General features: G+C 70.6%; 16 protein-coding genes and 1 pseudogene. 7 read left to right on the top strand and 10 right to left on the bottom strand.

The genetic code is table 11. The features are described 5' to 3' along the window. Nucleotides 1-106: 106 nt before the first annotated feature. Nucleotides 107-811, bottom strand: a complete 705-nt coding sequence (locus QMG73_RS27025) for a lysophospholipid acyltransferase family protein (protein WP_281900241.1) — start codon at nt 809-811, stop codon at nt 107-109. A 221-nt stretch (nt 812-1,032) separates the two neighbouring features. On the opposite strand from QMG73_RS27025, the gene QMG73_RS27020 reads away from it, so the two are divergent. Together QMG73_RS27020 and QMG73_RS27015 are read left to right on the top strand one after the other, a co-directional pair. After that, complete coding sequence (locus tag QMG73_RS27020; RefSeq protein ID WP_281900240.1) at nt 1,033-1,899, top strand: DUF308 domain-containing protein; 867 nt, start codon at nt 1,033-1,035, stop codon at nt 1,897-1,899. Nucleotides 1,900-2,039: 140 nt separating this feature from the next. Beyond that, complete coding sequence (locus tag QMG73_RS27015; RefSeq protein ID WP_281900239.1) at nt 2,040-3,452, top strand: alpha,alpha-trehalose-phosphate synthase (UDP-forming); 1,413 nt, start codon at nt 2,040-2,042, stop codon at nt 3,450-3,452. Here QMG73_RS27015 and QMG73_RS27010 read toward each other — a convergent pair. The 8 genes and pseudogenes from QMG73_RS27010 to QMG73_RS26975 form a co-directional block, all read right to left on the bottom strand. Then, nucleotides 3,442-3,939 carry a winged helix-turn-helix domain-containing protein gene (locus tag QMG73_RS27010; protein WP_281900238.1) on the bottom strand — a complete coding sequence of 166 codons (498 nt, stop codon included), beginning with the start codon at nt 3,937-3,939 and terminating at the stop codon, nt 3,442-3,444. The genes QMG73_RS27015 and QMG73_RS27010 overlap by 11 nt on opposite strands. Nucleotides 3,940-3,986: 47 nt before the next feature. Further along, the gene (locus QMG73_RS27005) at nt 3,987-4,793 is read right to left on the bottom strand and encodes an alpha/beta hydrolase (protein ID WP_281900237.1); all 807 of its coding nucleotides are present in this window, start codon (nt 4,791-4,793) and stop codon (nt 3,987-3,989) included. Continuing rightward, a complete protein-coding gene (locus QMG73_RS27000; protein ID WP_281900236.1) occupies nt 4,790-6,178 on the bottom strand; it encodes a flavin-containing monooxygenase in 1,389 nt (462 codons plus the stop codon). The genes QMG73_RS27005 and QMG73_RS27000 overlap by 4 nt, the downstream gene beginning before the upstream one ends. Nucleotides 6,179-6,991: 813 nt before the next feature. Beyond that, nucleotides 6,992-7,618, bottom strand: coding sequence for a hypothetical protein (locus QMG73_RS26995; RefSeq protein WP_281900234.1), 627 nt, complete (start codon nt 7,616-7,618; stop codon nt 6,992-6,994). Between the two features lie 25 nt (nt 7,619-7,643). Next, nucleotides 7,644-8,345 carry an endonuclease/exonuclease/phosphatase family protein gene (locus QMG73_RS26990; protein WP_281900232.1) on the bottom strand — a complete coding sequence of 234 codons (702 nt, stop codon included), beginning with the start codon at nt 8,343-8,345 and terminating at the stop codon, nt 7,644-7,646. Nucleotides 8,346-8,354: 9 nt separating this feature from the next. Further along, nucleotides 8,355-9,302, bottom strand: coding sequence for an ROK family glucokinase (locus QMG73_RS26985; protein WP_281900230.1), 948 nt, complete (start codon nt 9,300-9,302; stop codon nt 8,355-8,357). A gap of 189 nt (nt 9,303-9,491) precedes the next feature. Beyond that, nucleotides 9,492-9,744 (bottom strand): annotated as a pseudogene (locus QMG73_RS26980) (hypothetical protein); the annotation flags it as partial. 12 nt (nt 9,745-9,756) lie between these two features. After that, on the bottom strand, nt 9,757-10,200 hold the full coding sequence (locus QMG73_RS26975; protein ID WP_281900228.1) for an SRPBCC family protein: 444 nt from the start codon (nt 10,198-10,200) through the stop codon (nt 9,757-9,759). A gap of 82 nt (nt 10,201-10,282) precedes the next feature. Between QMG73_RS26975 and QMG73_RS26970 the strand changes: the two genes are divergently transcribed. The 5 genes from QMG73_RS26970 to QMG73_RS26950 all read left to right on the top strand — a co-directional run bounded on the left by QMG73_RS26970 (nt 10,283) and on the right by QMG73_RS26950 (nt 17,224). Then, on the top strand, nt 10,283-12,076 hold the full coding sequence (locus tag QMG73_RS26970) for an AMP-dependent synthetase/ligase (protein WP_281900226.1): 1,794 nt from the start codon (nt 10,283-10,285) through the stop codon (nt 12,074-12,076). A 31-nt stretch (nt 12,077-12,107) separates the two neighbouring features. After that, nucleotides 12,108-13,748 carry a sensor histidine kinase gene (locus tag QMG73_RS26965; protein ID WP_281900324.1) on the top strand — a complete coding sequence of 547 codons (1,641 nt, stop codon included), beginning with the start codon at nt 12,108-12,110 and terminating at the stop codon, nt 13,746-13,748. A 7-nt stretch (nt 13,749-13,755) separates the two neighbouring features. Then, complete coding sequence (locus QMG73_RS26960) at nt 13,756-14,427, top strand: response regulator transcription factor (protein WP_281900224.1); 672 nt, start codon at nt 13,756-13,758, stop codon at nt 14,425-14,427. A gap of 230 nt (nt 14,428-14,657) precedes the next feature. Then, nucleotides 14,658-15,464: an SAM-dependent methyltransferase gene (locus QMG73_RS26955; RefSeq protein WP_281900222.1), complete on the top strand. Its 807-nt coding sequence runs from the start codon at nt 14,658-14,660 to the stop codon at nt 15,462-15,464. Then, complete coding sequence (locus tag QMG73_RS26950; protein WP_281900220.1) at nt 15,461-17,224, top strand: putative bifunctional diguanylate cyclase/phosphodiesterase; 1,764 nt, start codon at nt 15,461-15,463, stop codon at nt 17,222-17,224. The genes QMG73_RS26955 and QMG73_RS26950 overlap by 4 nt, the downstream gene beginning before the upstream one ends. Here QMG73_RS26950 and QMG73_RS26945 read toward each other — a convergent pair. Beyond that, nucleotides 17,201-19,093, bottom strand: a complete 1,893-nt coding sequence (locus tag QMG73_RS26945; protein ID WP_281900218.1) for an ABC transporter ATP-binding protein — start codon at nt 19,091-19,093, stop codon at nt 17,201-17,203. The genes QMG73_RS26950 and QMG73_RS26945 overlap by 24 nt on opposite strands. Between the last annotated feature and the right edge of the window lie 145 nt (nt 19,094-19,238).

The raw sequence follows: 19,238 nt of genomic DNA, 5'->3' as shown, positions 1-19,238 counted from the left end.
GCGCGGGCGCAGCGGGCGCCGCGCGCCGCCCTCTCGCGCCGCGGCCAAGCCGCCGACACGCCGCAGCGCCGCGGATCGCAACCCCGCGCGGGTCGGGACGGCGAGGTTAAGCGGCTATGGGGGCTGAGGGTTCGGGCGCGGGCTTGGTCTTGACCTTTTGGGCGTAGATGTCCACGTACTCGCGCCCCGACAGCTCCATCAGCTCGTACATGATCTCGTCGGTGATCGCCCGCTCGACGAAGCGGTCGCCCGCCATCCCCGCGTACCGGCTGAAGTCCAGGGGAGCTCCGAAGCGGATGTGCACGCGCTTGATCTTCGGAATGATCTTGCCGGGCGGCTGGATCTCGTCGGCGTTGAGCATCACTACGGGGATCACGGGGGCGCCGCTCTCCAGGGCGAGCCGGGCGACGCCCGTCTTGCCGCGGTACAGGCGTCCGTCCGGGGAGCGGGTGCCCTCCGGGTAGATGCCGGCCAGCTTGCCCTCGCGGAGCACGCGGAGCTGGGTGTCGAGGGCCGCTTGGGCGGCTCGCCCGCCGGACCGGTCCACGGGGATCGTGCCGGTGCCGACGAAGAACATTTTCACGAGCCACCCCTTGATCCCTTTGCCGGTGAAATACTCGGCTTTGGCGACAAAGGTGACTTTCCGCTTCACCATCAGCGGCATGAAGATCGAGTCGGAGAACGACAGGTGGTTGCTCGCGATGATCGCCGGCCCGACGTCGGGAACGTGCTCCCGACCCTCGACCCGGGGCCGCCAGATCAATCTCAGCCATGGCCCGAGCAGGATGTACTTGAGCAACCAGTAGAGCACGCGCGTCCTTCCCGCAGAGTTCCGCGCCGGGAACTGTCGGCAATGAGCCTACGAACCAGGTACACCGCACCACAACGCACTCCCCGAACCTGTCCTCGCCGTGTCACGATTCAGAGCGCAACGGGTGTCGCCGTGAGGGAAGCAGAGCGGGGCACACGAGTGTTGCCGTGAGGGAAGCAGAGCAGGGCAGCACGAGAGCACGGTCAGCTAGGAGGCGAGCGGTGACTGCGGGTGGCGCGCGGCGGGGTCGGCGGGACAACGGGCTCGACGCGACCGAGTACGCCGTCGCTGGCGACGTCGACCCCCGGGTCGGCGAGCACCTGCTCGATGTTCTCGCGGCAGGAGGCATCGCGGCGTACCTTCAGCCGTCTGCCGACCTCAACCCGGTGACGCGCACCACCACGGTCCCACCCCGGCCGACCGACCGCCTGTACGTCGACCGGACCCATCTGGCCGCCGCCCGCGACTATCTGAGCCGGCTGACCGATGAGGCCGCCGACGCCAAGGAGCCCGACGTCGAGACCGAGTGGGCGCGCATCGTGGCCGGGTACCACGCTGACGTGGACACGCGGACGCCGCCCTGGCCGGCGGCGGAGGACGTGCCGAGTGGCCGCGCCCCCGAGGTCCGCCCCGAAAGCACAGGGGGCCGCCTCGAAAGCCAAGGGAGCCGCCCCGAAAGCGCCGACAGCGAAGCGGGCCGCCCCGAAAGCGCTGACAGCGAGGGGCTCGCGGACGCGACCCACATCACGGACATCTCCCTCACGCCCGCGCGGCCGAGGCCCGAACCGTCCCTTCTGGACGGTCTGGACACGTTCGGCGCGCACCTGCCCTCGGACAACGACGACGAGGGCTACACCCCTCCGCCACCGCCACCGCTGCCGCGCATTTCCAAGTACGCCGTGGTCGGCATCCTCGCCATCATCGGTGGCTTCCTGCTCTTCCTCTTTCCGAACATGGCGCCCATCGACCGGGGCGTCGCCACGGTCCTGGGGTTCGCGGCGATCCTCAGCGGGTTCGTCACGCTGGTCCTGCGGCTGCGCTCCGGAGAAGACGAAGAGGACGATCCGGACGATGGCGCCGTGGTCTGAACATTCAGCGAAATTCATCAACCCCTGTTGTCGCTGCGTAACACTCGCGTAACTTCGCGTCAGTAGGAATACTCCTAGTAAAGCGAAGACCCCCATCCTGCGCGCGCACCGAAACCGCGCGCACCGAGACGAGGTGCCCAATGCGGCAGAGTTCCCTCGTGGTGGTGGCCAACCGCTTGCCCGTCGACGACAGCGTGGCGCCCGACGGCGCGTGCGAGTGGCGTCGCAGTCCGGGCGGCCTGGTCAGTGCCCTGCACCCGATTCTCCAGCATGCGCCGGCCACCTGGGTCGGCTGGGCGGGAGGCACCGACACCGCGCCGGCCCTGCCCGACGTCGACGGCGTACGCATGCACACCGTCGCCCTCTCCGAAGACGACGTGCGCCAGCACTACGAGGGTTTCGCCAACGCGACCCTCTGGCCGCTGTACCACGACGCGGTCGAGCAGCCCGTCTACCACCGCCGCTGGTGGGAGTCGTACCAGCGGGTCAACCAGCGGTTCGCCGAAGCCGCCGCCGAGGCCGCCGAGCCTGGCGCGGTCGTCTGGGTGCAGGACTACCACCTGCAGCTCGTGCCGGGGATGCTCCGCGCGCTCCGCCCAGACCTGTTGATCGGCTTCTTCCTGCACGTGCCGTTCCCGCCCCCGGAGCTCTTCATGCAGCTCCCCCGCCGCGCCGAGCTGCTGCTCGGGATGCTGGGTGCCGACCTGGTCGGGTTCCAGCGGGCTCAGGCCGCGCACAACTTCGCACAGCTCGCGGCGAAGGTACTCCAGGTGCCCGCCACCGACCGGCGGATCGCGGTCGAAGATCGGGTGGTTCGCATCGGCGCGTTCCCGGTGTCGATCGACATGGCCGAGATGGAGCAGCTCGCCGGGCGGCCCGACGTGGTGGCGCGGGCCCAGCAGCTTCGCAAAGACCTGGGCGAGCCGCAGCACATGATCCTCAGCGTCGACCGGATGGACTACACCAAGGGCATCGAGCACAGGCTCAAGGCATACAGCGAGCTGCTCGCCGACGGGCACATCAAGGTACGCGACACGGTGCTCGTCCAGGTGGTGGTGCCGAGCCGCGAGCGGGTCGAGCAGTACCAGGTGCTCCGCGACCGGGTCGAGCGCGAGGTGGGCCGCGTCAACGGCGAGTTCGGCCGGGTCGGCGAGCCCGCGATCCACTACCTCAACCAGCCGTTCGACCGTGCCGAGCTGGCCGCCCTGTACCGGGCGGCCGACGTCATGATGGTCACACCGCTGCGCGACGGCATGAACCTCGTGGCCAAGGAGTACGTCGCCGCGCGCGTCGACGGTGACGGTGCGCTGGTGCTCAGCGAGTTCGCCGGTGCGGCCGCCGAGCTGACCCAGGCGTACCTGGTCAACCCGCACGACCTCGACGGGCTCAAGCTCACGCTCATGCACGCCCTCGAAGCCGCGCCGAGCGACGTGCGCGGCCGCATGGCGAGCATGCGCGAGCACCTGCGCACCCACGACATCCAGGCCTGGGCCCGGTCGTACGTCAGCGCGCTGGAACAGACGGGCACGCTCGCCACCCGGCTTACGAGCTGAGCCGGTAGCCCACCCCGCGCACCGTCTCGATGGTCGGTGCGCCCTCGGCGCCGCGCAGCTTGCGGCGCAGCCGCTTGACCGCCGAGTGCAGGATCGACGAGTCGCCGAGGTACGAGCCGCCCCAGACCTCGACGAACAGCTTCTCGTACGGCCACACCGACAGCGGTGGACGGGCGAGCCGGGCGAGCAGCTCCCGCTCGCGCCGGGTGGTGGCCACGACGCCGCCGCGCCAGGTCACCTGGTGACCGTCGACATCCACCACGAACTCGCCGTGCATGACCGCCGCCGCTGGCTCCGCCGCGACTCTGGCCGGTCTCAACGCGTCGCCGGCCGGTCTTTTCTCTGCCGGGAAAAGCGTGGCCCGCAGTTCGTCGAGGTCGGCGCAGACCAGCACAGGCGTGCGCCGGTCGATGCGTTGCACGATCCACTTGCGGAGTTCGAGGTCGGCCGACACGCAGACCACCAGCGGGACATCACCGTTCGCCATAGCGCCTCCCCAGGAACGCTTAAGTGTCTACAGTGGACCGGTTGGGCTCACATCGTGGCACCCTTGTCCAGCCAGTCCAGGATCGCGTCGACCGGCTCACGCCAGCGCGCGTCGAGCATCAGGTCATGCCCCATGCCCGGAAACAGAAGGGGCGCGCCACCGTAGCGGCGAGCCGCCTTCGTCAACGCCGACGCCGGCACCACGCGGTCGTCGGGGCTGCCTACCACCAGTACCGGAGGATCACCGACCGGCGGCTCGGCCGCACGATGCGCGATCAGCTGCCACTGCGCGCGCGTCGAAGCGCGGCCAAGCCGCGCCGTGTATGCCTTCGCCGTCGCCTCCGGGACCTCCCGGCTGAAAAGCTGGCGGCGCCCCATCCGCAACCGCCCGCCGAACACCGCCGGCAGCGTGCCTGCCGGATTTCGCCGCAACGCCGTCGCCAGCGTCGCCCACCCGCCGAGCACCGGCGCCGCCAGCACCGCGGCGCGCGCCGGATAGCGCGCCAGGGCGCGCTCCACGACCAGAGCCCCGGCCCCCTGCCCGACCAGCACGGCCTGGCGCGGCAGGCTCGCCGCCACCTGCACGACATCATGCGAGTACGCCCGCAGCGTGGCCTTCGGCCCAGGGCCGCTGCCGCCATGCCCGCGCAGGCTGACCGCGTGCGCCGGGAACCCTCGGGACGCGGCATGCTCCAGCCAGTACTCGGCGAACGCCCACGCCCCATGGCCGAACCCCGGTACGAACAGCACCGGCGGCTTGCCCTCGTCGGACTCCGGCGTCGCCGACAACACCTCGCGGCGGGCCGGCGGCACGGGACGCGCCCAGTCGCGGAAACGGATGATCCTGGTACTCATGCGGGACCCATCTCGTGCAGGGTTTTCTGCAGCGCGCGCAGGTAGTCCACGTGCGCGATCTCGAACCAGTGCCGCGGCGTGTCCTTGACGTTCGCGCTCATCCAGCGGCGGTCCGGCGCCTTCGCCACCTGGCTCGACCAGAACTCGCCGGCCTTCTGTGGCGCCGCCTCGCGCAGCCGCAGCCAGCGGGCGACCGCCACACTCTGCCAGTGGATGAGCGTCGGCAGGCCCGAGTCGGACTCCAGCAGGCCCACCACCGACAGCGTCGGGTGCTGGCGGGAGAACGCGTGCAGGTGCAGCTTCGGCCGGCCGTCCGCCCCGATGCCGAGCAGCTCGGGCGCCAGGAACTCGAACCGCGGCTGGTATCCCGTCGCCAGCACCACCAGATCGGGCTCGATCTCGGTGCCGTCGGCCAGCTCGACACTGTACTGCCGGAAGCGCTTCACGTCGGGCACCGGGCTGATCCCGCCATGCCCGACGTGATAGACGAGCTGGCTGTTGACGATCGGGTGCGTCTCGTAGATCTTGTGGTCGGGCTTGCGCAGGCCGAACCTGGTCAGATCGCCCACCGTCAGCCGCAGCGTCCAGTGCAGCAGCCACTGCCGCAACCGCAGCGGCAGGCGCAGCGCCAGGATCGCGTCGTTGACCTGATCGGCGGGGCGGCCGAGCACGTACTTGGGCGCGTACCAGTACCCGCGGCGGGTCGAGTGCCAGCACCGGGCCGCCTGCTGCGCCGCCTCGACGGCGATGTCGCACCCGGTGTTGCCGCCACCGACGACCAGCACCCGCTTGCCGCGCAGTTGCGCCGGATCCTGGTACGCCGACGAGTGCATGATCTTGCCGCGGAACCCGTCGATCCCCTCGTACTCCGGCATACTGGGCGCCCAGTTGTGCCCGTTGGCGACCACGACAGCCGCGTACCGGTGTGTGCGCTCCCCGCCGTACCCGCCCGTACTGCGCGTGGTCACGTCCCATTTCTGGTTGTCTGCGGGCTCGACCTTGACCACCTCTGTGCCGAACCAGATGTGCGGGCGAAGATCGAAATGATCCGCGTACCGTTCAAGGTAGGCGAGCACCTGGCTGTGGTGCGGATAGTCCGGCCAGTCGTCCGGCATCGGAAAATCCGGAAACTGAGTGAACGGCTTCGACGAGATCAGGTGCGCGCTCGCGTAGACGGGGCTGCGATCGTGCCGCCAGTTCCACGCGCCGCCGACGCCCGTTTCGCGCTCGTAGCAGTCGACGCCGAAGCCGTGCTCCTTGAGATTCTTGATCGCGACCAGGCCGCTGACACCGGCGCCGATAACGCACACGGTCTCACCCCGGTCGTAGACCGGCCGCCCGTCGCGCCAGAGGGTGGCGCTGTCATGATCGGTGGAGGTGGGCACCGAGATTCTCCTTTTGTGTGGCTGCGAAATCCTCTCGACTGCGCGCCCCCTTTGTCCACCCCCCACCCCATCCGATACCGCTCATCTCCCTCCTCCCCTCCCACCACACCCCTCGACCGCCCCTCCACCCGCCCTCCCCGCTCCGCCGCGCCGCACTGGTCCGCCGCCCGCCGCACAGCGGCCTTTCGCGCCGCGCCGGCCGGCGCCGTCGCCCGCTGGGCCGCCGTCGCCCGCTGGGCCGGCGCGCGCCGCGCAGCGGCCTTTCGCGCCGATCAAGGGCGAATGCACGTGGTTGGATCTCTTCTCCGCGTGCATTTGCCCTTGATCCACGCGAATGCCCTTGATCGGCGGCCAAGGCCCGCGGCAAATCCACGTGGCGCGGACCGCTCAGCAACCTGCGGCGTCAGCCCGACGGCGCATTGCGGTCGATGCCGCAACTTCGCCGAAAATGCGGCATCCCGGCCATGCTGAGGCAGCAAGTTCCCCGAACATGCGCGATCACTCATGCTCGAAACCCCGCGCAGCGCCTCGAACCCTGCACCGCTGCCCGCTAGCGGCCGCCGGCGGGCAGCGGAAGGCGGGCCGCGCGCCCCGGGCGGCGGGCGGCGCGCGGCGGGCACGGCGGGCGGCGGGCACGGCGGGCGGCGGCACGGCGGGCACGGCGATCAAGGGAAAGCGCATGGATCAAGGGCAAATGCACGCGGAAAAGAGATCCAACCACGTGCATTCGCCCTTGATCGGCGGGGAGAGCCGCGCGGAGCGCCGGGGAGAGGGGCGAGCGGGGCGGAGCGCCGCCAGAGAGCGGCGCGACGGTTAGGGCGGGGTGGGGTTGGGGCGGGGGATCAGCGTGCGGAGGAGGATTACGGACAACGCCATCAGGGCGATGTAGAGCGGAACGCCCGCGCCCAGTTGCTGGCTCATCGCGGCCAGGGGTGGGTAGTCGGCCACCGGGGTCAAGGGGGCGGATGGGTCGCCGACCAGGTCGGTTACGCGGTTGGCTACCCAGGTGCCTCGGCCGACGATCAGGTCGTGCGCGATCGGGCCGGGGGTGGTCACGAGCGCGAACATCGTGCCGGCCACGGCGGCGTACAGCCAGGGGATCAGGTGCGCTGACGCGGGCGCCAGCGCGCGGGCGGCCCATACCGAGAATGGCAGGATCAGCGCGAGCGCCGGGGTCAGCGCGACGAACGCGAACGACGAGTCGAGCAGCCAGTGCACGACCCAGCTGATCGCTGGTCCGCCTTCGTCAAGGTAGATGGCGTGGAACCAGAACATCGCCGCGCCGCCGACGTAGCACATGACCACGGCGGTGACGAGCAGGGCGAACTGGGACGCCGGGTCGCGGTAGAAAGCGACGAGGCTGCGCGGTAGTGCGCGTAGCGAGGGTCGGGTGGCGGGGGACAGGTCGAAGATCGTACGGATGGTGGGAGATGGGGACATATGTACATCACATCGATGAATGTCTCTACATCACAACCCCCTGGGGGTTTTCTGGGAGCAGAAGGTCGGTCAGCACGGGGAAATGGTCGCTGGCCTGGCGGGTTTCGGGCGTGTCGACCACGTCGTACTCCAAAACCTGGACGCGCGGGTCGACGAAGAGCGCGTCGATGCGGTCGCGCGGGTTGACGCACGAGAACGTGTGCCGGTCGGCCCGGTCGGCGGCGACCGCGGCGTCGGTGAGGCCGTCGGCGATCGTACGCCAGGCCGCCCCGCCGGAGTTCTCGTTGAGGTCGGCGCCGAGGATCACCGGCAGGTCCACTTTCGACAGTTCGGCGCGCAGTAGCTCGGCTTGGCCGGGGCGCTCGGTCGCGTCGGTCGACAGGTGCGAGCCCACCACGACGAAGCGCGCCGGACCCACCGAGCACTCCGCGAACGCCGCCCCACGCAGGTGCCGCCCGGGCGTCAGCGGAAACCGGATGCACCACTGCCGGTGTACGCGCACGCGGAGCGTGGTCAGGATCAGGTTGCCGAGCGAGGGCAGGCCACCCGCGGCGACCACCATGCCGAACGAGTGCGCGAGCGCGGCACCCTTGGAGCGCCAGCGGAATCGTCGCGGGCCCTCCTGCACCACCACCACGTCCGGCCCGACCTCGCGCACCACGCCGGCCAGCGCCTGCTGGTCGTCGCGCTGGCTGTGCACGTTGTACGACAACACCCGCAGCTTCACAGCCAAACCCTAACGGCGACGGGCAAGGTCTCCCGCTCCCACCACGCCGGCCGCGTTACCCATCTGGGCCGGAACGAGGTCGGCGACGGCGATCCGGCCGCGCTGCGCCAGAGCGTCTACATAGGACTGCTGGGTCGGGCCGAGCAACAGGTCGCCGGCCTCCACGACGCCACCACCGACGACGAGGATCTGCGGGTCGAGGATCTGCACCATGTCGGCGAGCGCGATCCCGAGCCAGTGGCCGATCTGGGCGAACGCTTCCCGCGATACCGGATCACCCTCCTTGGCAGCGGCGGTGACCATCGGTCCGGTGATCTCCTCGGCGTCGCCGCTCGCGAGATCGAGCAGCGCGGCGGCGCGGCGCGGCTCCTGCCGCGCGCCCGCCCGCGCGAACCGCACGAGCGCGTTACCGCTGGCGTACTGCTCAAGGCAGCCGTGCCGCCCGCATCCGCACAGGTGACCCTCGGGCACCGACAGCATGTGGCCCAGCTCGGCCGCGATGCCGTGGGCGCCTCGTACCAGCTCACCGCCGAAGACGATCGCGCCACCCACACCGGTGCCGATCGTGAACATGATCATGGAGTCGTCGGCGTGCCGGGCGGCACCGAAGCGGAACTCGGCCCAGGCGGCCGCGTTCGCGTCGTTTTCGACGATGACCGGCAGCCCGACGGCCTCGCTGACGTAGTCGCGCAGCGGCTCGTCGCGCCAGGCGATGTTGGGAGCGAAGAGCACCGTTGAGCGGCTGGCGTCGATCCAGCCGGCGGCACCGATGCCGACCGCCTCGACCTGGTGGGCGGCGACGAGCTCGGCCACCGCCTCGACGATCACATCGCGGGTCTTGGCGACGTCGTCGGCGGGCGTGTCGCGGCGCGTCTGCGCCACGACCTCACCGGCCAGGTCGACCACACCGGCGGCCACCTTGGTGCCACCGACGTCGACTCCGATGGTCAGCGTCACGCCGTCACTCCCTCCACACCGCGATCACGAACACGCCAAGGTCACGGCCACGCCGCAGTGACGACACGCGCAGTTACGAATCATCTCCGGCGCGCGTCGCGGCGCGCCAGGGATCATCATGCGGATCACCCTGATCAGCGGGCGACGACGACGCGGAGGGCGAAGAAGGCGAAGCGGGCGGAGGCGGCTCGGCCAGCGAGCGCAGCAGGCTCGCCACGCCGGCCGCGAAGTCGCCCGCGCCGGTGGCGAGGCGCTCGGCGAAGTCGGGACTCGGGTCGCGCATCGATGCGATAACCCGACATATCGGGCAGACACAGCACTCCGGATCGCCGGTGGCGAACTGCCCGCCGAAGAACGACCGACCCGAGGAGAGCGCCGCCAGGGCGGTCGCCACCAGCCGCTCAGCCTCTTCGCGGGCCGATGCCGGCTCGTCAACGCGCATGCGGTACCCCCTTCAACCGGCCTCGACCCGCCGCTTGAGCTGCTTCAGCGCGGTGTCCATGATCATCTTTTCGGCCTTGCGCCGAAACATGCCGAGCATGCCCACGGCCAGCTCCACCGAGAGGGTGTAGGTGACGGTCGTGGTGCCGTCTCCGTTGTCCTCGATGTCGTACGACCCGGACTGCGCCTTCTGCATCTTCGAGGGCTCGACGAGGCTCCACTCGATACGCGAGATGTCTTCGGCGTACTCGTAGGCCAGCGTGTACTCGTCGGCCAGCACCCCGGCGTCGAGCGTGAACCGCACCTGGCTCGCGTACCCGTCTTCGTACTCCTCGAGCACCTCGACGCGCTTGAGCGCCTCGGTCCACTCGGGGTAGCTCGCGAAGTCGGAGATCACCTCGGCCACCCGCTCGGGTGGCGCGGCGATAACGATCGACTGGGTGGAGGAGTCCGCCATGCTGGGCAGGCTACCCGTACCGGGCACTCCGTTAGTGATCTGGTCGCGATAGGTTGCTGAGAGTCCATGTAGAAGGAGAGACGTGCGCGAGTTCTCCGTACCCCCGGTCGTCACGATCGGCGATGCCGCCAACCTGACCGACCCCGTGTGGGACAACGCCGCCGCCGCGCCCGACGCGGTCCAGTTCGCCCGGCGCAGCGAGAGCGGTTGGGTCGACGTCACCTGCGCGCAGTTCCGCGACGAGGTGATCGCCCTCGCCCGCGGGCTCATCGCGGCCGGCGTCGAGCCGGGCGACCGGGTGGCCCTGATGAGCCGCACCCGGTACGAGTGGACGCTGGTCGACTACGCCATCTGGGCGGCCGGCGCCGTGACCGTACCGATCTATGAGACGTCCAGCGCCGAGCAGGTGTCGTGGATCCTGTCCGACTCGGGCGCCATGGCCTGCGTGATCGAGACCAGCGCGCACGCCCTGCTGCTGAGCGGCATTCGTGACGGGCTGCCCGAGCTGCGCGACGCATGGCAGATCGACGTCGGCGACCTCGACCGGCTCCGTGAGCGCGGCGCCACCGTCGCGGCCGACGAGGTCGAGGCGCGCCGCCGGGCCACCGGCGCCAGCGACACCGCCACGATCATCTACACGAGCGGCACGACCGGCCGGCCCAAGGGCTGCGTGCTGACCCACCGCAACCTGTACGCGGACGTCGCCAACGCCCTCCCCGGCCTGTCGCACATCCTCCGCGAGGGCGCGTCGACGCTGCTGTTCCTGCCGCTGGCGCACTCGTTCGCCCGGCTGATCCAGATCGGCGTGGTCAACGCGCGCGCCAAGATGGGGCACAGCGCCGACATCAAGAACCTCGTGTCCGAGCTCCAGGCGTTCAAGCCGACGTTCGTGCTCTCGGTGCCCCGGGTGTTCGAGAAGGTCTACAACACCGCCAAGCAGCGGGCGCACGCCGACGGCAAGGGCGCGATCTTCGACCGCGCCGAGGCGACCGCCATCGCCTACAGCGAGGCGCTCGACAAGGGCGGGCCGGGCTTCATGCTGAAGACCCAGCACGCGCTCTTCGACCGGCTCGTCTACAGCAAGCTGCGCGCGGCGCTCGGCGGGCAGTGCCGCGACGCTATCTCCGGCGGGGCTCCGCTGGGCGCGCGGCTCGCGCACTTCTTCCGCGGGATCGGCATCACGATCATGGAGGGGTACGGGCTGACCGAGACGTCCCCGGCGGTGGCCGTCAACCTCCAGAACTCCACGCGTATCGGCACGGTCGGGCGGCCGCTTCCCGGCGTGACGGTTCGCATCGCCGACGACGGCGAGATCCTGATCAAGGGTGACCTGGTCTTCCAGCGGTACTGGAACAACCCGGAGGCGACCGCCGAGGCGCTTCAGGACGACGGCTGGTACCACAGCGGCGACATCGGCGAGCTCGACGGCGACGGATTCCTCACCATCACCGGGCGCAAGAAGGAGATCATCGTGACCGCCGGGGGCAAGAACGTCGCCCCCGCCGTGCTCGAAGATCGGCTCCGCGCGCACCCGCTGATCAGCCAGTGCGTGGTCGTCGGCGATCGGCAGCCGTTCATCGCCGTACTGGTCACCATCGACGAGGAGGCTTGGCCCAAGTGGCTCGCGGCCAACGGCCACCCCGAGACGGCCACGGTGGGCGAACTGCGCGAAGACGCGGCGCTGCGGGCCGAGATACAGACCGCCGTCGACGAGGCCAACCGCGCCGTGTCCGCCGCCGAGGCCATCAAGGTCTTCCGGGTACTCCCCCGCGACTTCACCGAGGCCAGTGGCGAGATGACGCCGTCGCTGAAGGTCAAACGCAACGTGGTCCACAAGACGTACGCCGACGAGATCGCCGCGATCTACGGAGGCTGACGTGACCCATCCGCTGGCGCTGGCGGCGCGGCTGATCGTCCTCACGCTGGTGGCCGTCTTGACGCTCATCACCACCAAGGACGTCGGCCAGGTCCGCTGGATCGCGCTGCTCGCGCTCGCCGGCATCCCAGCGGTGGTCGCGCCCGAGCACCGGTGGCTCGCGCCGATCGGCCGGTTCGCCGAGGTGATCGTCGTGGGGCTCGGCGCGAGCGCGATCGCCGCCGCGGCCAGCTTCGAAGACACCCTCAACCCGGGCCTCGGCGCCTCGGCGATCCTGCCTTACCTGGCGGTCCCCCTCACGGTGGCGGCGCTGCACCGGCACGGGCGGGAAGGTGGCGCGCTGCTGGCCGTGGCCGCTGGGACGCTGGCCATCAGCGGCCTCATCACCGTCGACGACGGCCAGCGCCAGATCACCGAGGTCGGCTACCTCGTGGTGTCGGCGCAGTGGCTGATCCTCGCCGCGGTCGGCACGGTCGCCGCCGGCACGCTGCAGCGCGTCATACAGACCCGTGGCGAGCCCAAACCCCAGCCGTACGCCGAGGCGACCCGCCTGCTCACCCAGCTGCGCAGCGTGGCCCGCCAGCTGCCGGGCGCCACGCTCGACCCGGGCGGGATCGCCGAGCACCTGCTGGAGGACCTGCGCGCGGTGGCTCGGGCCGACCGTGCCGCCGTGCTCACGGCGAGCGGGGGCGGCCGGCTGGTCGTACTGGCCCAGTCCGGAGTGGACCGGGTCGACTGGGAGACCACACTCGACGCCGACTCGGCGATCGCCGACGCGTGGGCGAGCCAGCAGCCGCAGACCGCCCATCGATCGCAGGCCCGGTCCCGCCGCTCGGGCGACGTTTCGGCCCTCGTGGTCCCCCTTGTGGCGGGTGTGCGCACTGTCGGATTAGTGACTCTGGAAGCCGACGTCACGGGCGCGTACCCGTCCTCAGTGGTCGCCAGCGTGACCGCCCTGACGGGTCCCGCGGCCCTTCGTCTGGAGGCCGCTCTGCTCTTCGACGAGGTGCGTTCGCTCGCCACGAACGAGGAGCGGCAGCGCCTCGCGCGGGAGATTCACGACGGCGTGGCGCAGGAACTCGTCATGGTCGGATACGGCATCGACAACGCCCTCGCGACGCTTCCGGAGGGCGCCGACGAGACCTCGGAAGAGCTTCGCTCGCTGCGCGCCGAGGTGACCCGCGTCATTACTGAGCTGCGACTTAGTCTTTTCGAGCTGCGCAGCGAGGTCGACCGGCACGGTGGGCTGGCGGCGGCGATCGCGGAGTACGCGCGGCAGGTCGGCGCCTCCGCCGGGCTGCGCGTGCATTACACACTCGACGAATCGACGGCACGCCTCCCGGCCGCCACCGAGGCCGAGCTTCTCCGCATCGCGCAGGAGGCGATCACAAATGCGCGCAAGCACGCCGGCGCGGCGAATCTTTGGGTCACATGCGCGGTCGATCCGCCCTACGCTCAAATTGAAGTGTCGGATGACGGTCAGGGCATAGCTGACCAGCGGCCGGACGGGAGGTACGGTCTTGCGATCATGGCAGAGAGAGCGGAACGTATCCGTGGCCGGCTAGAGATCAGGCCCCGCGACCCCAGCGGCACGACCGTTGCGGTAGTGCTGGGAACCTCGCCCCGGCGCGATACGGTGCGCGATAGCGTGACAGCACCAGAAGGGGAGTAACCCGAGCATGACCACCAGCCCCACGCCGCCTGCGACGCGTACGAAGGTGCTTCTTGTCGACGACCACGACCTGATCCGCAAGGGTCTTCGGCACGCGTTCGAGCGCGACCGGCAGTTCGAGGTCGTGGGCGAGGCGGCGACGGCCGCCGAAGGGGTACGCCAGGCGGGCGCGCTCCAGCCCGATGTCGTGATCATGGACCTGCGGCTGCCCGACGGGAGCGGCCTGGAGGCGACCCGGGCGCTGCGCAAGTCGAGCGCCACGATGGGCATCGTGGTCCTGACCATGTACGCGGGTGACGACCAGCTCTTCGGCGCGCTCGAGGCGGGCGCCAGCGCGTTCGTGCCCAAGACCGCCCCGGCCGACGAGGTCGTGGCCGCGGCCCGGCACGCCGCCTCCTCCCCGAGCGCCTTCACGGCCGCCGACCTCGCCGAGGCGATGAAGCGCCGCCTCGCGCCCTCGGGGCCGCAGCTCTCGCCGCGCGAGGGCCAGGTGCTGCGCCTGCTCGCCGACGGCATGAGCGTGGCCGGCATCGCCAAGCAGCTGTTCGTGAGCGAGTCCACGGCCAAGACGCACATCTCGAAGCTGTACGAGAAGCTCGGCGCCGCCAACCGCGCGCAGGCCCTGATGACCGCCCTGCGCTTGGGCCTTCTGGAAGCCCCCGACGCGCCGAAGTTCTAACCACCACGCCGTGATCAGGGCGTCCCTCAGGTTGCTGGAGCGGCTTGGGGGACGCCCTGATCACGATTGGCTCCGGCTGGGCGAACCTCACAGTGGCCGATCACGGCGTACGCTGCCGATTACGGGCCGGCGCGTGCGTCAGGTCTGGATGGCCGGGCACGGGACGGGCAGAATGGCGGCGACCCACCAGGGAGCCACCAATCACCCGGACACGGGCAGAAGGGACGGGCATGCGACGTCCGGACTGGGCACCGGAGAGCATCGATATCGAGCGCCCAAGTGTCGCCCGCATGTACGACTACTACCTCGGCGGGTCACACAACTTCGCGGTCGACCGCAAGGCCGCGCAGGCGCTGATCGCTGCCATCCCCGAGGCTCCCCTGATGGCTCAGGCCAACCGGGCGTTCCTGCGCCGCTCCGTGCGGTACCTCGTCGAGGCGGGCGTGCGCCAGTTCCTCGACATCGGCTCCGGCATCCCGACGGTCGGCAACGTGCACGAGATCGCTCAGCAGGCCGCTCCGGACGCCCGCGTGGCGTACGTCGACGTCGACCCGGTCGCGGTCGCGCACAGCCGGGAGATCCTGTCCGGCAACGACCGTGCGGTGGTGGTCCAGGAGGACATCCGGCACCCGGAGCGCATCCTCGACCACCCCGACGTGCGAAAACTGATCAACTTCGACCAGCCGGTGGCGCTGATGGTCGTGGCAGTCCTGCATTTCGTACCGGACGCCGCCCAACCCGCGCAGATCCTCAAGACCCTCCGCGCGCCCCTGGTGCCCGGCAGCTACCTGGCGCTGTCGCAGGCCACCCACGAGGGCCGCACCGACGAGGAGCGGGAGCAGGCGATCGCCATCTACCAGCGGACCGACAGCCCGCTGAGTTACCGCGCGCGCGACGAGGTGGCCAAGTTCTTCCACGGCTTCGAGATGGTCGAGCCGGGGCTGGTCTGGGTGCCCGAGTGGCGCCCGGACACACCGGAGGGCGTGGAGGGCGCGGAAAGCGCCGTCTACATAGGTGGCGTCGGACGGCTGACATGAACGGCCAGCACGGAGGTCCACTGGCTGCCCGGGTCGGCTACGCCACGTTCGCGCGGGCCTGGGCGAAGTCGATCACCGGCACGAGCTACATGCCGGTCACCCAGGCCGAGCTCGAGGCGTTCCTGGAGAGCCTCACCGTGCGGCTGGTCGACGCGCTCTTCGCCGAGCCGTTCAGCCTGCGGCGCGGGTACCAGATCGGCGCCGACCTGGTGGCCGCCCACATCGCCTCGGCCGAGGGTCTGGGCCGCACGATCGAGGTCATCGACCTGCGCCTGCTGCGCGACCTCGGGCTGTCCGGCGACGACATGCGCGACCGGCTGGCCCGCGTGCTGGGCACCGTCGCGATCGGGTACGCCCGGGCGCTGCGCGACCGCACGCTCGACGAGCAGGAGTCGATCCGGCGGGCCGCTCTTGTCGCCCGCGAGCAGGCCGAGCACGCCCTGCGGGAGAGCGAGGCGCGCTTCCGGCACCAGGCCACTCACGACCCACTCACCGACCTGCCCAACCGCACGCTCTTCACCGAACGCCTCGACGCCGTCTTCGGCCGGCAGGGCACCGCCGGCCGGCGGCTCGGCCTGTGCTTCGTCGACCTCGACGGCTTCAAGATGGTCAACGACACGCTCGGCCACCACATCGGCGACCTGCTCCTCGTCTCGGTCGCCGAACGCCTCCGGCGCGGCCTCGGCACCCATCTGGTCGCGCGGATGGGCGGCGACGAGTTCGTCATCCTCGTCGAAGACACCACCTGCACCGACGACGTGCTCAAGGTCGCCGACGCGGCGCTCGCCGCCATCACCGAGCCGTCCATCGTCGACGGTCACGAGCTGCGGGTCGCCGCCAGCATCGGCGTCGTCGAGCGTCCGGTCGAGGGCACCAGCCCGCGCGAGGTCATGCGCGACGCCGACATCACGCTGCACTGGGCGAAGACCGCGGGCAAGGGCCGGTGGGCGCTGTTCGACTCCGACCGCAACCAGCGTGAGCTGACCCGGTACGCGCTGTCGTCGGCGATGCCGGCCGCGCTCGAACGGGGCGAGTTCTGCCTCGACTACCAGCCACTCGTATCGCTGACCGACGGCGCCCTGCTCGGCGTCGAGGCCCTGGTGCGCTGGCGCCACCCGCAGCTCGGTGTGCTGCGTCCCGACCACTTCATCGGGCTCGCCGAGGAGACCGGGCTCATCGTGCGGCTCGGCGGTTGGGTACTCGCCGAAGCGTGCCGGCAGGCCCGGCGGTGGGCCGACGTGAGCCCGACGGCGCCGTTCGTGAGCGTCAACCTCGCCGTCCCGCAGGTGCGCGAGCCCGAACTGGTCGACCAGGTCACCGCGCTCCTGCACGAGCACAGCCTGCCGCCCGACCGGCTCCAGCTGGAGATCACCGAGAGCGCGATGATGAGCACCGACGACGAGTCGGTGGGCACTCTGCGCTCGCTGGCCGACCTCGGCGTACGGGTGGCGATCGACGACTTCGGCACCGGGTACTCGAACCTGTCGTACCTGAGCAAGCTGCCGGTCTGCGAGCTGAAGGTCGCCGGCTCGTTCGTCGAAGGGCTGCGCGCGCCCGCCGCCGACCCCGCCAGCCTCACCGACGAACGCATCCTCGCCACGCTCGTGTCGCTGGCGCACACGCTCGACCTGACCGTCACCGCCGAGGGCGTCGAGACCGCCAACCAGGCCGACCGGCTCCGTGCGATCGGCTGCGACGCCGCACAGGGCTGGCACTTCGGCCGGCCCAGCTCCCCCTCAGACGTCGAGGCCCTCCTCTAACGCCCCCTGGTACGCGCTGGCCTGGAGCGTGAAGAGGTTGGCGTACGTGCCGTCGCGCGCCATCAGCTCGTCGTGCGAGCCCTCCTCGATCAGCGCGCCGTGGTCGAGTACGTAGATCCGGTCCGCCTCGCGCACGCTCGCCAGCCGGTGCGTGATCAGCACGACCGTGCGGCCCGCCGCCAGCTCCCGCATCCGCTCGTACACCTTGTACTCGGCGCGCGGGTCGAGGTTGGCGGTCGGCTCGTCGCAGATCAGCAGCGCCGCGTCGCGGTAGAACGCCCGGCTCACCGCGAGCCGCTGCCACTGCCCACCGGACAGGTCGGCGCCATCCGTGAAGTGCCGCGAGAGCAGCGTGTCGTAGCCGCGCGACAGCTCGACGATGAACTCGTGCGCGTCGCCCCGGTCGGCGGCCGCCTCCACGGTGGACTGTTCCGCCGGTCGCTCGTACCGGCCGATGCTGATGTTGTCGCGCGCCTTGAGCGGCCATCGGGTGGGTTCCTGCATGACCACCGCGACCTGGTCGCGGACGCTGACCGGGTCGACACCCGCGAGGTCGACGCCGTCCCACGCCACGGTGCCGCGGTCGGGGTGGTACAGGCCGGCCAGGAGCCGCGCGAGCGTCGACTTCCCGGAGCCGTTCTCACCGACAAGGGCGATCGTCTCACCACATCGGACGGTCAACGACACGTCGCGGACCGCCGGGCGCTCGCTGCCCGGGTACGCGAACGTGACGCCCCGAAGTTCGATCCGGGCCGGGCCCAGCGGGGCGCGCTGTGCCGGCGTCGGCTCGGCACGCTCCCGCGCCAGCGCGCAAAAACCCTCATAGTCGCTGAAGTACAGGCCCTGCTCGTAGAGGTGGTTGACGGAGAAGGCCACCTGGGTGAGCCGCTCGATGCCGGTGCTGATCGCGTACGCCGCCGCACCGCCGACCGCGAGGTCCATGCGGCCGGTCAGCAGCAGGATGAGCAGAGCGGCGTACGTCAGACCGGTCGCGACGCTGCCCAGCGCGGTGCCGACAAGATTGGTGCGTACCTGCCGGGTGGAGACCTTCATGTACTCCCCCGTCGCCACGTCGAGCAGCCGTCGCACCTCGGCGAGCAGGTACTGCCGGACCGTGAACGCGCGCACCTCCGGCGCGGGCTCCCGCTCGGCGAGCAGGTTGGAGAGCATCCACTTGCGCCGCCACACCGCCACGAGCCGCAACTCCTGCCGGTACCCCAACCGCGCGGCCCGCACCGCCGCCCATCCCCTGGGCACCACCGCCAGTACGAGCAGCGGCAGCAGCACCGGATGCAGTACCGCCAGCACGCTGCCGACGGCGGCCAGGCCGATCAGGTTCGTCGCCAGCTCGATCCCGTGATCGACGATCCGCTGCGCCGCGTCGATCCCCCGATCCCGGGCCCGCTGCATGGCGTCCCGCCAGTCCGGGTCGTCAAACGTGGCAAGATCGACGCGGGTGGTCAGATCGAGCAACTCCATCTCGGCGGCCTGCAGCACCTGCGGCGACAGCCGCCCCTGCGCCGCCGTGGCCGCCGACGTGAGCAGCGTCTTCAAGGCGCCCGCCGCCACCATGATGATCAGCGACGGCACGGCGGCGCGGATACGTTCGGGCGTGGGGCCCGCTCGCAACAGTCCATCTAGGACACCGACGACGCTGACGAGGCTGACGGCGCTCGCCACGCCACCCGCGACCTGGAACCCCACCACGGCAAGGGTCGTGCCTGGGCTGGCACGCCAGCCCAGCCGCCAGGCCTGCACCAGCAGACCGGGGAGCCGCCGCAGCATCCGCCAGAACGTGGCGTTGGCGGCTTCCGCGGTCGCGGTGAGCCAGTACGGCACCTTCAGTTCGTCGTCCTCCGGCGACTCCATGCCTTCCTTGGTACGACACCCCACCCCGTGCCGTCCAAGCCTTTCCCCCATCCGCACGGATTCCCCCCGCGCCCACGGGCGGCGTGTCGCCCCGCCCTACGCGCCGATCAAGGGCAAACGCACGCGCTTGGATCTCTTTTCCGCG

This window comes from Phytohabitans aurantiacus (assembly GCF_027923225.1).
Taxonomy (GTDB): Bacteria; Actinomycetota; Actinomycetes; order Mycobacteriales; family Micromonosporaceae; genus Phytohabitans; species Phytohabitans aurantiacus.
The sequence above is the reverse complement of the archived record's forward strand: the minus strand, read 5'-3'. Positions and strand labels throughout refer to the sequence as shown.

What these genes read in the sequence shown, in the direction of transcription:
- QMG73_RS27015 (WP_281900239.1), top strand. Translation starts at nt 2,040, where the DNA reads ATGCGGCAGAGTTCCCTCGTGGTGGTGGCCAACCGCTTGCCCGTCGAC.
- QMG73_RS26955 (WP_281900222.1), top strand. Translation starts at nt 14,658, where the DNA reads ATGCGACGTCCGGACTGGGCACCGGAGAGCATCGATATCGAGCGCCCA.
- QMG73_RS27010 (WP_281900238.1), bottom strand. Translation starts at nt 3,939, where the DNA reads ATGGCGAACGGTGATGTCCCGCTGGTGGTCTGCGTGTCGGCCGACCTC.
- QMG73_RS26945 (WP_281900218.1), bottom strand. Translation starts at nt 19,093, where the DNA reads ATGGAGTCGCCGGAGGACGACGAACTGAAGGTGCCGTACTGGCTCACC.
- QMG73_RS27005 (WP_281900237.1), bottom strand. Translation starts at nt 4,793, where the DNA reads ATGAGTACCAGGATCATCCGTTTCCGCGACTGGGCGCGTCCCGTGCCG.
- QMG73_RS26960 (WP_281900224.1), top strand. Translation starts at nt 13,756, where the DNA reads ATGACCACCAGCCCCACGCCGCCTGCGACGCGTACGAAGGTGCTTCTT.
- QMG73_RS26995 (WP_281900234.1), bottom strand. Translation starts at nt 7,618, where the DNA reads ATGTCCCCATCTCCCACCATCCGTACGATCTTCGACCTGTCCCCCGCC.
- QMG73_RS26950 (WP_281900220.1), top strand. Translation starts at nt 15,461, where the DNA reads ATGAACGGCCAGCACGGAGGTCCACTGGCTGCCCGGGTCGGCTACGCC.
- QMG73_RS26975 (WP_281900228.1), bottom strand. Translation starts at nt 10,200, where the DNA reads ATGGCGGACTCCTCCACCCAGTCGATCGTTATCGCCGCGCCACCCGAG.